Annotated in this window: 16 protein-coding genes; all 16 read left to right on the top strand. The window is 43.4% G+C overall.

The window, feature by feature from the left end; translation table 11 throughout:
- The 16 genes from ftsY (at position 1) to sucD (ending at position 13606) form a co-directional block, all read left to right on the top strand.
- A complete protein-coding gene (gene ftsY, locus ACQ4XT_RS16355; RefSeq protein WP_446854591.1) occupies positions 1-1293 on the top strand; it encodes a signal recognition particle-docking protein FtsY in 1293 nt (430 codons plus the stop codon).
- Between the two features lie 75 nt (positions 1294-1368).
- Positions 1369-1698 (top strand): putative DNA-binding protein, encoded by a 330-nt coding sequence (locus ACQ4XT_RS16350; protein WP_446854590.1) that lies wholly within the window; start codon positions 1369-1371, stop codon positions 1696-1698.
- Between the two features lie 13 nt (positions 1699-1711).
- The gene (gene ffh, locus ACQ4XT_RS16345) at positions 1712-3052 is read left to right on the top strand and encodes a signal recognition particle protein (RefSeq protein WP_160912454.1); all 1341 of its coding nucleotides are present in this window, start codon (positions 1712-1714) and stop codon (positions 3050-3052) included.
- Positions 3053-3141: 89 nt separating this feature from the next.
- Entirely contained in the window at positions 3142-3411 is a 270-nt protein-coding gene (rpsP, locus tag ACQ4XT_RS16340; RefSeq protein ID WP_089652441.1) for a 30S ribosomal protein S16, read from the top strand.
- Positions 3412-3433: 22 nt separating this feature from the next.
- A complete protein-coding gene (locus tag ACQ4XT_RS16335) occupies positions 3434-3661 on the top strand; it encodes a KH domain-containing protein (RefSeq protein ID WP_226589325.1) in 228 nt (75 codons plus the stop codon).
- A 91-nt stretch (positions 3662-3752) separates the two neighbouring features.
- A complete protein-coding gene (locus ACQ4XT_RS16330) occupies positions 3753-4139 on the top strand; it encodes a YlqD family protein (protein ID WP_446854589.1) in 387 nt (128 codons plus the stop codon).
- Positions 4140-4147: 8 nt separating this feature from the next.
- On the top strand, positions 4148-4663 hold the full coding sequence (gene rimM, locus ACQ4XT_RS16325; RefSeq protein WP_446854588.1) for a ribosome maturation factor RimM: 516 nt from the start codon (positions 4148-4150) through the stop codon (positions 4661-4663).
- A complete protein-coding gene (trmD, locus tag ACQ4XT_RS16320) occupies positions 4663-5394 on the top strand; it encodes a tRNA (guanosine(37)-N1)-methyltransferase TrmD (RefSeq protein WP_446854587.1) in 732 nt (243 codons plus the stop codon). Before rimM ends, trmD begins: the two co-directional genes overlap by 1 nt.
- 127 nt (positions 5395-5521) lie before the next feature.
- Complete coding sequence (rplS, locus tag ACQ4XT_RS16315) at positions 5522-5866, top strand: 50S ribosomal protein L19 (RefSeq protein ID WP_089652436.1); 345 nt, start codon at positions 5522-5524, stop codon at positions 5864-5866.
- 330 nt (positions 5867-6196) lie between these two features.
- Entirely contained in the window at positions 6197-6745 is a 549-nt protein-coding gene (gene lepB, locus ACQ4XT_RS16310) for a signal peptidase I (protein ID WP_446854586.1), read from the top strand.
- Positions 6746-6755: 10 nt separating this feature from the next.
- On the top strand, positions 6756-7601 hold the full coding sequence (gene ylqF / locus ACQ4XT_RS16305; RefSeq protein WP_446854585.1) for a ribosome biogenesis GTPase YlqF: 846 nt from the start codon (positions 6756-6758) through the stop codon (positions 7599-7601).
- A gap of 227 nt (positions 7602-7828) precedes the next feature.
- On the top strand, positions 7829-8593 hold the full coding sequence (rnhB, locus tag ACQ4XT_RS16300) for a ribonuclease HII (protein ID WP_446854584.1): 765 nt from the start codon (positions 7829-7831) through the stop codon (positions 8591-8593).
- A gap of 18 nt (positions 8594-8611) precedes the next feature.
- Positions 8612-10471, top strand: coding sequence for a TP0910 N-terminal domain-containing protein (locus tag ACQ4XT_RS16295; RefSeq protein WP_446854583.1), 1860 nt, complete (start codon positions 8612-8614; stop codon positions 10469-10471).
- Complete coding sequence (locus tag ACQ4XT_RS16290) at positions 10468-10737, top strand: EscU/YscU/HrcU family type III secretion system export apparatus switch protein (protein ID WP_446854582.1); 270 nt, start codon at positions 10468-10470, stop codon at positions 10735-10737. Before ACQ4XT_RS16295 ends, ACQ4XT_RS16290 begins: the two co-directional genes overlap by 4 nt.
- 788 nt (positions 10738-11525) lie before the next feature.
- Complete coding sequence (sucC, locus tag ACQ4XT_RS16285; RefSeq protein WP_446854581.1) at positions 11526-12686, top strand: ADP-forming succinate--CoA ligase subunit beta; 1161 nt, start codon at positions 11526-11528, stop codon at positions 12684-12686.
- A gap of 17 nt (positions 12687-12703) precedes the next feature.
- Positions 12704-13606: a succinate--CoA ligase subunit alpha gene (gene sucD / locus ACQ4XT_RS16280; protein ID WP_446854580.1), complete on the top strand. Its 903-nt coding sequence runs from the start codon at positions 12704-12706 to the stop codon at positions 13604-13606.
- The last annotated feature ends 14 nt before the right edge of the window (positions 13607-13620 follow it).

The following is a 13620-nucleotide window of genomic DNA, read 5'->3' as shown; positions in this document are numbered from 1 at the left end:
ATGAGTTTTTTTAAGAAACTGAAAGAAAAATTCGTGAAAGGTCCTGAGTCGGAAGAAGAAAAAGAGGAACAGAAGCTGGATGAAACAGAAGGTTCCGACGAAAAGGAAAATTCTCCGGAGGCAGACCCTGCAGAGAGTGAACATCAGGAGCTTGACCTTCAGGGAGAAACAGAAACTCCGGAAACAGAGCTCCCTGCAGAGGGTACGGAGGAAGATACTTTAGAATCAACAGTGGATGAAGAAGATGATCAGAGTGTTGAAAATCTTGAAGAATCATTCCCAGAAGAAGAAGAAATAGGTGCAGAAAGTCAGGAAGAGGATGAAAAAGCTTCCATAGCATCTAAGTTTAAAATGGGTTTGGCAAAAACGAGGGATTCGTTCTCAACTAAGATCAATGATCTTGTTGCACGCTACCGTACCGTTGATGAAGACTTCTTCGAAGAACTTGAAGAAGTGTTGATTTCTGCTGATGTCGGGGTTACGACCGTTATGGAAATGATTGAAGAGCTTGAGATGGAAGTGAAGCGTAGGAATGTTCAGGACCCTCAAAAGGTGAAAGAAATCATTTCCGAAAAGCTTGTTGAAATCTACTATGGTGATGACAGGGCTGAAGAGATCGAAGGGTTGAATGAAAACCCAGGTGGTTTGACGGTCTACCTGTTTGTTGGTGTGAATGGGGTAGGGAAAACAACGACCATCGGTAAACTCGCCCACAGACTGAAAAGCGAAGGGAAGAACGTCACACTCGCCGCAGGAGATACTTTCCGTGCAGGTGCGATAGAGCAACTGGAAGAGTGGGGCAAACGTGTCGGAGTGAATGTCACAAAGCATAGTGAAGGAAGCGACCCGGCTGCTGTCATTTATGATGGCATTCAATCGGCAAAATCGAAGAATGCCGATGTCCTCATTTGCGATACTGCCGGTCGTCTGCAAAATAAAGTGAACTTGATGAATGAGCTTTCCAAGGTGAAACGTGTCATTGAACGTGAAATTCCTGGAGCTCCTCATGAAGTTCTGCTTGTTCTCGATGCTACAACAGGGCAGAATGCTATGAGTCAGGCGAAAACATTCTCCGAAGCGACGGATGTTTCCGGCATTGTCCTATCGAAACTGGATGGAACAGCAAAAGGCGGAATCGTTCTTGCCATTCGAAATGAATTGGAGATCCCGGTAAAACTCGTAGGCCTGGGAGAAAAAGTGACCGATCTTGAAACATTCGATGCTCATGCTTTCGTTTATGGTCTGTTTGCAGATATGATTGATGAATATGAGGAAGAAGAAGAACTTTCATAAGCCTTGACATAAAGGTACATGTTCCTTTAGTATTTATGTGTAAAGGCATTTCACTTAACAAGGAGTGCTTCAAGCATGCTTGAAAAAACGACACGGATTAATTATCTATTTGATTTCTATCAATCGTTGTTGACTCCTAAGCAGAGAAACTATATGGAGTTGTACTATCTCGAAGATTACTCTCTTGGTGAAATATCGGAAACCTTTGATGTCTCACGTCAAGCCGTGTACGATAATATTCGCCGAACAGAGACGATGCTTGAAGAATATGAAAAAAAGCTTCATCTATATGGGAAGTTTGAAAAACGCCAGAAAGTGATTAAGGAGATGGAAGCTCAGTTTAAAAAAGACGAGCTGCCAGCCCCTTATGAATCATGGTTGCAAGAATTACAAGAATTAGAATAGGAGGGGATCTTCGATGGCATTTGAGGGTTTATCCGACCGTTTGCAGGAAACGATCAAGAAAATCAAAGGCAAAGGGAAGGTAAACGAACAAGACGTAAAAGAGATGACCAGGGAGGTCCGTCTCGCCCTCCTTGAGGCCGATGTAAACTTTAAAGTCGTGAAAGATTTTGTTAAGCGTGTACGTGAACGCGCCGTCGGTCAGGAGGTCATGGAAAGCCTGACCCCTGGACAGCAGGTCATCAAAGTGGTTAAAGAAGAGCTCACAGAGCTGATGGGTGGCGATGAAAGTAAAATCGCTGTCGCCAAGCGTCCTCCGACGGTCATTATGATGGTCGGTTTGCAGGGTGCAGGTAAAACGACGACGACCGGGAAGCTTGCGAACCTGTTGCGTAAAAGCTACAACAGGAAGCCGTTACTCGTAGGAGCCGACGTTTACCGACCAGCTGCCATTCAGCAATTACAGACACTCGGTAAACAGCTGGATATGCCTGTCCATGAGGAAGGGACCGAAGCCAATCCTGTTGATATTGCCAAAAATGCGATAGCGAAGGCCAAAGAGGAGCACCATGATTATGTGCTCATCGATACCGCTGGTCGTTTGCATATTGATGGCGATTTGATGGGTGAATTGCAAGAGATCAAGGAAGCCGTCAATCCTGATGAAATCTTCCTTGTTGTCGATGCTATGACGGGGCAGGATGCGGTGAATGTAGCTGAAAGCTTCGATGAGCAGCTTGACGTCACCGGTGTGCTCCTCACAAAACTGGATGGAGATACCCGTGGTGGTGCTGCATTATCCATCAAAGCTGTGACAGGTAAACCGATCAAATTCGCGGGTATGGGGGAAAAGCTCGACCAGCTTGAGACCTTCCACCCTGAGCGTATGGCCTCAAGAATCCTTGGAATGGGCGACATGCTCACATTAATTGAAAAAGCACAAACGCAAGTCGATGAGAAACAGGCGAAAGAGCTGGAGTCGAAAATGCGTAATGCGTCCTTTACTTTCGAGGATTTCCTTGAGCAGATGGAGCAAGTGAAGAACATGGGACCACTGGATGAAATTTTAAACATGATTCCTGGTGCGAACAAAATGAAAGGTCTTCAGAATGTGTCCTTCGATGACAAACAGATCGTTCATGTAGAAGCGATTATCCAATCGATGACAAAAAATGAACGTCAGGACCCTTCTGTGATGAATGCAAGCCGTAAGAAGCGGATCGCTAAGGGTTCAGGAACCTCTGTGTCAGAGGTCAACAGACTGTTGAAGCAGTTTGAAGAAATGAAGAAAATGATGAAACAAATGAGCAATACCAAAGGGAAAAAAGGCAAAGGAATGAAATTTCCTTTTATGTAATGGAAAAAACCTTTACACACCCTTGAAGTTCTGCTAAAATCTAAATCTGTGTGAAACATTAAAGAAAAGAAATTTGGAGGTTGTTAAAAATGGCAGTAAAAATTCGCCTAAAACGTATGGGATCTAAGCGTAACCCATTTTATCGTGTAGTAGTTGCTGATTCTCGTTCTCCTCGTGATGGACGTATCATCGAGCAAATCGGAACATATAACCCAGTTGCTAACCCTGTAGAGGTTAAACTTGATGCTGAGAAAGCGATCGACTGGATGTCAAACGGCGCGAAGCCAAGCGACACTGTTCGTAACCTATTCTCTAACGAAGGCATCATGAAACAGTTCCACGATAAGAAAAACCAATAAATCATAAAGTAGTGGTGATTCCATGAAAACCTTGATCGAAACGATCGTAACTCCGCTTGTCGATTATCCTGATGACATCGTAGTGGATGAGAAAGAAGAAGATCACAAAGTGGTTTATCATCTTACAGTCCACCCGGATGATGTAGGGAAAGTCATCGGTAAGAACGGACGGATTGCGAAAGCGATTCGGACTGTCGTTTATGCGGCAGGTTCAGATTCTGAAAAACGAATCTATTTGGATATCATGTAAGAGAACTAATTTTATTGGTGTAAGGAGGGAGAAGGGAAACCTTTTCCCTTTTTTACTATTCTCATGGAACGGCAGAGGGGCGGGCGAAAAGATGCAGATCATCCGAACAGTACCTGTCAAACAGATTTTGACAGAGGCGAGTCGTGCGCAGATTAAGGAAAAGTTCGATGAAAGATATCAACGTCTGGACCGGGAATGCAGGCAGCTTTCCTTTGAGCAGAAAAAATTGGAACGCAAGCCCGGGGTGTCGAGACAGGAAGTGGAGCGCCGGTTTTCGAAGGAAATCGGGCGCAGAAAAGATCAGCTGAAGTGGCTTGAATATCAGCGCAGACAATTGGATATCCTGCCTGATGGAAGTGAGCTTGAAACGGACGAAGTACAGGCGCTGATTGAAGTTGAAGAAGGCGATCAATGGGATGAGGTCATTCAGGATCGTCAAATCGTCGTGGAAGACGGAAAAGTCATACGAGCGAGGTAATTGCATTCATGGAGAAACAGTTATTCAATGTTGGTAAAATTATAAACACACATGGCATCAAAGGAGAAGTGAAAGTTCATCGCGTTACAGATTTTGATGAACGTTTCGAACCAGGTCAGCTTTTGTATTGGGTAAGTGATAAAAAGGAGCCGAAGCCACTCGTAATTCGAACACACCGAATTCATAAAGGTTTCGACCTTGTAAGCTTCGAAGATCATCCTACGATTAATGATGTCGAAGGATACAAGAATGGAAAGCTGATGGTATCTGAAGAGCATCAAGAAGAGCTTGGTGACCATGAATTCTATTTTTATGAAATCATCGGGTGTACCGTATTTTTAGAGTCAGGGGAAGAATTAGGTGAAATCAAAGAAATTCTTACTCCTGGTGCGAATGACGTTTGGGTTGTGAAGCGGAAGAATCAATCGGATGTTCTCATTCCGTATATCGAACCTGTCGTTAAAGAAGTGGATACGGAGCGGAAGACAATCATCATCGATCCAATAGAGGGGCTGCTAGACTAATGCATATCGATATTCTGACACTTTTTCCAGAAATGTTTGATGGTGTACTGCAGAATTCCATCATGAAGCGTGCTCAGGAACAAGGCGCCTTTTCACATCAGTATGTCAATTTCCGTGATTACACTGAAAACAAACACAATAAAGTTGATGATTACCCTTATGGTGGAGGAGCGGGGCTTGTTCTATCCCCGCAGCCCATCTTTGACAGCATTCAGTCCATCAAAGACACAGCGGAAAAACCTCCACGTGTCGTGCTTCTTTGCCCGCAGGGAGAACCCTACTCCCAGCAAAAAGCGGAAGAACTTTCCGAAGAAGATCATCTTGTCTTTATTTGCGGCCATTATGAAGGGTATGATGAACGGATCAGACAGGAACTGGTGACTGATGAAATTTCCATCGGTGATTATGTCCTTACTGGTGGAGAGCTTGGTGCGATGGTCGTCATCGATTCCGTAGTCCGACTTCTTCCAGGGGTTCTCGGAAATGAACAGTCGGCACCGATGGATTCATTCTCAAACGGTTTGCTGGAGCATCCCCATTATACGAGGCCGGCTGATTTTCGAGGTCACAAAGTGCCGGATGTCCTCTTATCAGGGAACCATGCCAAAATTGATGAGTGGCGTCACTATCAGTCATTGAAGCGTACTTTCGAAAGAAGGCCTGACCTGCTTGAAGGAAGAGAATTATCTGCTAAAGAGCAATCGTGGTTGGAAGAGTGGAAAAATAGCTGAGTATTGTTGATGTTTGTCTCTAGATATGGTATATTAAATTTTGTGCTTAAACGTACGGTTTAAGTGGAAAACGATGTTCCGCTGCCTCTTAGAAGACATGAGCATTAGTTAAAAAGGAGTGAAAATCATGCAACAATTGATTCATGACATTACAAAAGAACAACTTCGTACGGATCACCCAGATTTCCGTCCTGGTGATACTGTAAAAGTACACGTGAAAGTTGTCGAAGGCACACGTGAACGTATCCAGGTATTCGAAGGTGTTGTCATCAAGCGTCAGAACGGCGGAATCAGCGAAACATTCACTGTTCGTAAGATTACTTACGGTACAGGTGTTGAGCGTACATTCCCAGTTCATTCTCCACGTATCGCTAAGATTGAGCGTACTCGTCGTGGTAAAGTACGTCGTGCGAAACTTTACTACTTGCGTAACCTACGCGGTAAAGCTGCACGTATTAAAGAAATTATCTAATTTCAGTCAAAAGGAGCTTGCGATGCCAAGCTCCTTTTTTCTACTTATCTAGAGGTTTCACAACCATTAAATTCCCATTTCATAGATTTCCTACAGCCCCAAAACGTACACTAACGTCACAGACTTGAGTTTACACTAAGGGGAGTTAAACGGAAATAGAAACAAGGGTAAAGAATTTTATGATATGATTTGTAAGACGAAGATAAAACTCAAGACTAGAGAGCGTTCAGCAGCAAATGTAACCATATATTTTAAAAAGGTTGTGCCTGCAGCCTGCACACTATGGTTTTGCCGCTCCAGACTCCTTCATTCAAGGAAGAAGGGATATTGATGAAACAACAATGGTTGGACTGGTTGAAAGCATTTCTTATCGCCGGCGTTTTGGCTGTGGTCGTAAGAGTGTTCTTGTTTGCACCGGTCGTCGTTGAAGGGCCTTCCATGTTGACCACTTTACATAGCGGGGATCACTTGATTGTCAGTAAGCTCAATTATAAGATTGGATCGCCGGAGCGTTTTGATGTGGTTGTATTTCATGCAACAGAACGTAAAGACTATATTAAACGCGTGATTGGACTTCCTGGAGATCATATCGCCTATGAAGATGATCAACTCTATGTGAATGGCGAACCTGTGGAAGAGCCATTTCTAAATGAAAGAAAACAACAATTAAGCGGAAGCCGGCCTTTGACTGATGATTTCACCATGGAGAATTTACCAGGTGAATATGAAGAAGTGCCTGAAGGTCAACTGTTCGTACTTGGCGACAACCGCAACAACTCGACAGACAGCCGGATGCTTGGCATGATTGATCAGGACCAGATGGTAGGGGAAGCTGTTGTTTCCTACTGGCCATTAAATCGCATCCAGCTTGTGAATTAGGAGGATCTACATGACCATTCAATGGTTCCCAGGCCATATGGCCAAAGCAAAAAGGGAAGTCGCTGAGAAGCTTAAGCTCGTGGACTTTGTTATTGAACTTGTTGATGCACGTGCACCACTTTCTTCTCAGAACCCTATGCTTCATAACACTTTACAAGAAAAGCCCAAAATGATGGTGCTGATGAAAAAAGATCTGGCGGACACCCAAATCACCAGTGAATGGATTCAACATTTTAAAGAAAAAGGAATTCCAGCCGTTGAGATTGAAGCGAATCAAAAACAGGATGTGCAAAAAGTTGTCCAGAAAGCGAAAGAGTTAGGCAGAGAAAAAATGGACAAACTTAAAGCGAAAGGCATACGCCCCAGAGCTTCGCGGGCGATGATCATAGGTATTCCAAATGTAGGGAAGTCTACGTTGATCAATAGACTGGCCAACAAGAAAATGGCTAAAACAGGGGATAAACCCGGGGTTACCACGAAACAACAATGGATCAAAGTAAAGAAAGAATTCGAATTGCTTGATACACCTGGAATTCTGTGGCCTAAATTTGAGGAAGAGGAAGTGGGATATCGCTTAGCAGCGATCGGCACGATCAAAGATCAAATCCTTCCTAAAGAAGATGTAGCTGCTTATGTCCTTAATTTCCTACATCAATCCTACCCGGATCGGCTAGAAGAGAGATTTGGTCTTGAGAATGTGGATGATATGATGGAGGCTTTTGAGGCCATTGGGAAAAAGCGAGGCTGTCTCGAAAGTGGAGGCCGCATTAATTTTGAAAAAGTTTCTGATATTATCTTGCAAGACTTAAGGACAGGGAAGCTCGGAATGATTACCCTTGAACGCCCTGACTCATAAATCAAAGCGCAAAGAGGCCCTTGCCCCTTGCGCTTTCTTTGTGAGTTTTTTTTCTATCATTTATCAAAAGTATGCATCGAGGTCTGTTAATGTCAGAAGCCGGCTCAGCCGCACAGGGGACACACCTTTAAGGGAGAACAGTGATATGGATAGAAAAAACAAATGAAATTTGGTTATAGATTGATGACAAATGTCCGATATGATAAGAAATGGAGGGTTTATGTTTCATGACCCAATTGACTGTAGCCCAGATAAAAGAAAGACTGAATGACGATGAATTGAGCGATCAGGAGCTGACTTTGTTTAAAGAGGATTCAAGGAAAGGTGTCCAACAGCTCATGAAACGCTATGATAAGGAGATCAAGCAAAAACAAGAGCTGAAAAAGCAGTATGAGATGATGATGACGTTTGAAGAAAATCTGTTTCACCGCGGTTTTACTGAGGTAGCAGGAATAGACGAAGCAGGGCGTGGGCCGATTGCAGGTCCTGTCGTGGCGGGTGCTGTCATTTTACCTCGTGATTATTACTTAGAAGGGCTGAATGATTCGAAGAAACTTTCTTTAAAAAGTCGTGAGGCCTACTTTGATCGGATCAAAGCAGATGCTGATTGGGGTATAGGGATTGTCACAAATGAAGAGATTGATCAAATCAACATCTATCAAGCAACAAAACTTGCCATGAAGAGAGCCGTCGAAGATCTTTCTGGCCAACCGGAACATTTGCTGATTGATGCGATGGAATTAGACGCGATACCAAGTCCTCAAACGAAACTTATAAAAGGGGATGAGAGAAGTGTTTCAATCGCCGCTGCTAGTGTGATCGCCAAGGTGACGCGAGACCGGATGATGGCGGAATTAGATGAACAGTATCCTGTTTATCAATTCCGAAATAATCAGGGATATGGAACAAAGCCACACGTGGAAGCATTAAAAGCTTATGGGCCTTCACCGGTTCATAGAAAAACATTTGCCCCTGTAAAAGATCTGCTTTAAGAGAGGGATGGATTAAAGATGAACCATTTGATCAATAGTCTTACACGCTTATCTGCACATTCAGCCCTTCCTGTTGAGCCTAAATCAGGCCAACTGATAAAAGGGAAAGTCATACAGCCACTACAAAACAACAAGTACGTGGTGAACATGGGCATGAAAAGTGTGGAAGCTAAAGTGAATCAACCGTTGATCAAAGGTTCCTCTTACTTATTTCAAGTAGAACAGGTAGAACCTAATCTCGTCTTACGACCCATAACGGTTTCTGAAGAGCGTTCCGCACCATCGGGTCTAGCATCGCTTTTAAAGCAAGTAGGAGTACAAGAAAATAAAGACAACCTCTCACTAATGAAGGCAATGGTTGATTTGAAAGTGCCATTAAATAAGAAAGAGTTAGCCCAAGTGTTCAAGTTGTTTCAGTCTTCGGCCGATCAACGAGTTTCACGTGATCTATTACTACATATGATTAGCAGGAAAATGCCCATTCAACCTTCTGTATACTCTGCGCTATCTGCTAAATACACAGCCGAATATTCTCAAGTTTTATCAGATGTTAAGCAGCAATTGGGAGAAAAATCACTTTCTCCATCTGATGAGAAAATTAAATCTATGGTCCAAACATTACGTGCAGAACAAACTCAGAACTCTGAAGGTAGGATTTTGAATAAATTAAAATCCGAATTGACGAATGGATCGAGCGCTACTTTTGAGCTATTTAAGAGATCGGGAATTATAGATACCAAGGTGACTTATTCAACGTTCAAGCAAAATTGGTCTCGTCTAAATCCCAGCATGGATCGATTACCATTCACTAAAGAACAAGTAGCTGCTTCTTTACAAGAGCTGTTACAAAATCAACTTCCGTTATCCCCATCAGAGAATAAAACGGTTAAACAGTGGGGTTTAACGGCAGAGAGACTCCTGTCACTCTGGACTCAACAACCTTCAAAAGCTGATTTTTCAACATTGTCTGAACAAACACGTAAACAATGGACGGATACTTTCAAAAAAGTAGTGAACCAAAAGATATTGGAACGTTTAACTCCGTACTTACAGGAATCAACAAAGCTGTTTATTGAGAAAGCCGTCACTCTATTAGGCAGTGAGAAGAGAGATGAAATTCCTTTTACAAGTGCTGAATTCAAGTCTTATCTTTCTGATATTCAACATTTGTCAGGAAAACAACTTCCCCATGTACAGCAAAAGCTCCTCATTTATTTGCTGCAGTCATTAAGCCATAACATTCCACTGTCTGCCAAAGATAGAATGTGGCTCCAAATGCGAACAATGATGAATGGCCTAGGATTCAATGATGAGCATGATCTTCTTTCAAGCTCCTCCAAATTGACAGATGCATCTGCACAGACTGAAAACTCGTTAAAATCGTTGCTGTTAAACGGTTTAAGTGAAGGTTCAGAGGTGAAAGCAGAGACTGCAAACCGGCTGATAAACTTAATCAACGGGACTCAACTCGCTTCTTACTCGGATAACTCCCAAACCTTACAAATAGCGCTTCAATTCCCGGGTGATTTCATTGGGGCTCTAAAGGATGTACATATGAACATGGAAGGGCGGAAAAATGACGATGGGCAGATTGATTCTGACTATTGTCATGTGATGTTTTACTTACACCTTTCTCAGCTTGAGGAAACAATCATAGATTTAAATATTGTTGAGCGCCGGGTGTCTATCGTCGTATATAATGAAAACCCAGAACTTGAAAAGCTTTTTCAGCCGTTTCAAAAGAAGTTAGTAGAGGGTTTGGAAAATGCGGGATATGAACTGAACTCTATAAAGGCACGCGTCACAAGTGTAGTTTCAAAAAACTCTAACGCTAACAAACAAAAGTCGGTGGAAGAAGGGCTGGATATCAGAATATGAATCAAAAAAGAAAAGAAGCCATTGCTTTGACCTATCAATCCGAAAAAACGACTGCTCCTGAGGTAGTGGCTAAAGGGAAGGGCATCATAGCTGAAAATATTCTAAAAGCCGCAGAGGAGCACCAAATACCCGTACAAGAAGACGCCACGCTTGTCGAATTGCTGTCAGAGTTGAACATCAACGAACAAATCCCGGAAGATCTTTACCACGTTGTCGCTGAAGTTTTCGCCTTTATTTACAACGTTGACCAGCAACATAAGAAATAATCCTTTTTGAAGAATATAACAGGATTGTGGAGGGCTCGATTTCGAGGCTTTTGTTGAGTGGATCGGGGCGGGGAATAACTCGCTTTCCGCGGGAGCACGGTGATCCTCCTCAGGCTGTTGCCTTGCGGGGTCTCACCAAGCACTATCTTCCCGCAGGAGTCTCGTCATTCCCCTCCACTCCTTTGTCATAAAAGGTTTTCGAAATCATTATTGGGATAATCAGTATCCATACTTAAGGAAGTGGTTAAGTAATTGTATTCATAGCTAGCATTCAAAGCATAAAATCTTGATGTCGTGCGCTTTATACATAAGTTGTAGTGCTCGTGGAAGAGAATCCTTCGTGGTAGAGGGGGGCGTTTCTCTCTTACATCGAATGGGGGGAAGCTGTGAGACCCCCGTGGGAGAAGGAGATCGGCGAGATTCCGCAGGACGCAGTCCGAGGAAGCTCGGCGCTCCACCATAGGAAAGTGTTCAAATGCGGAATCGCCCTGATAGAAACGACTGGCATAGACCAGCAAAGAAATGTGCTTTTTTATTCCGTTGATGTTCGACTTATGACGCAAGTGTCTGGGCGATGGAGCTAGACGAGTAGCTTCCCAGCCACCACTGAGTCACGACCGGGAAAACCTAGAAACTAAGTTTAAAAAAAGACAACGCTAAACTAGTTTACATAATATTATACCTGTGAATCTAGTGAATTTTTCGACAGATATCTAGCTTAGTATGGACAATTGATAGCGTTTTTTTATACAATGTACATGCAGTGAAATTTGATGGGAGGATGAAACATGAACATTCACGAGTATCAAGGAAAAGAAATCATGCGTGATTTTGGCGTATCTGTGCCAAATGGACACGTCGCATATACCGCAGAAGAAGCTGTCGAAGCAGCGAAGAAATTAGGTAGCGATGTCACAGTTGTCAAAGCGCAGATCCACGCAGGTGGCCGCGGGAAAGCCGGCGGAGTCAAAATTGCTAAAAATCTTGACGAGGTGCGTACATACGCTGACGAAATACTAGGAAAAACTCTTGTAACCCATCAGACTGGACCAGAAGGCAAAGAAGTAAAGCGCTTACTTATCGAAGAAGGTTGCGATATTAAGAGCGAATACTATGTCGGTCTTGTTCTCGATCGCGCGACAAGCCGTGTGACGATGATGGCATCTGAAGAAGGTGGAACAGAAATTGAGGAAGTCGCAGAAAAGACTCCTGAAAAAATCTTCAAAGAAGTCATCGATCCTGTGACAGGTCTCACACCATTCCAGGCGCGTCGACTTGCATTCAATATTAATATTCCGAAAGAATCTTTAGGAAAAGCGGTTAAGTTTATGCTTGGCCTTTACGACGTTTTTGTACAAAAGGATTGCTCTGTTGCAGAAATCAATCCACTCGTTACAACAGGTGATGGGGATGTACTGGCGCTTGACTCCAAGTTGAACTTTGACGATAATGCCCTTTTCCGTCAAAAAGATATTGCTGAACTTCGTGATCTTGAAGAAGAAGATCCTAAAGAAGTAGAAGCATCTAAATATGATCTTAGTTACATCGCGCTCGATGGTAACATCGGCTGTATGGTCAATGGTGCGGGTCTAGCGATGGCTACAATGGACACAATCAAACACTATAGTGGAGATCCTGCCAATTTCCTGGATGTCGGAGGCGGCGCTACAACTGAAAAAGTAACCGAAGCTTTCAAGATCATCCTTTCTGATGAAAATGTCAAAGGAATCTTCGTTAACATTTTCGGTGGCATTATGAAGTGTGATGTGATCGCTGAAGGTGTGGTCGAAGCAACGAAACAAATCGGACTCACATTGCCGCTCGTTGTTCGTTTAGAAGGTACGAACGTAGATGCTGGGAAGAAAATTCTTGATGAATCAGGCTTGAACATCACTTCTGCAGATTCTATGGCAGAAGGCGCACAAAAAATCGTTGAACTAGTCAAGTAAGAAAGGCGGGGAATCAGATGAGTGTATATATTGATAAGAACACAAAAGTCATTGTTCAAGGTATTACAGGCTCCACAGCACTTTTCCATACCAAACAGATGGTTGAGTATGGGACACAGATCGTGGGCGGTGTCACACCAGGTAAAGGCGGCACCGAAGTTGAGGGAATTCCTGTATTTAATACAGTTGCGGAAGCTGTAGAAAAAACAGGGGCGAATGCTTCCGTCATTTATGTCCCTGCACCGTTTGCAGCGGATGCCATCATGGAAGCGACAGATTCAGAAATGGATCTTGCCATTTGCATCACAGAACATATCCCTGTATTGGATATGATCAAAGTAAAACGTTATATGGAAGGGAAGAAAACACGCCTCGTCGGGCCTAACTGTCCTGGAGTCATTACACCTGATGAGTGTAAAATCGGCATCATGCCTGGCTACATCCATAAAAAAGGTCATGTCGGCGTTGTTTCTCGTTCTGGTACGCTGACATACGAAGCCGTTCACCAGCTATCTGAAGCTGGAATCGGTCAATCCACAGCGGTCGGCATTGGTGGAGACCCTGTGAATGGGACCGATTTCATCGATGTATTGAAAGCTTTCAATGAAGACCCTGATACAGAAGCTGTCATCATGATTGGTGAAATCGGCGGAACAGCTGAAGAAGAAGCAGCTGAATGGGTGAAAGCGAATATGAGTAAACCGGTTGTAGGCTTTATTGGTGGTCGTACAGCCCCTCCAGGAAAACGCATGGGTCATGCTGGTGCGATTATTTCTGGTGGAAAAGGGACCGCGGATGAAAAAATCCGTGTCATGAATGAATGTGGAATTCAAGTGGCTGAAACACCTTCAGTTATGGGTGAGACATTGATTCAAGTTCTGAAAGACCAGGATCTATTTGAAAAATGCAAAACACACTAAGTAAATGAAGAAAG

The organism is Halobacillus sp. 12SKB (assembly GCF_052941655.1).
This window is presented reverse-complemented; position numbering and strand designations above follow the sequence as displayed.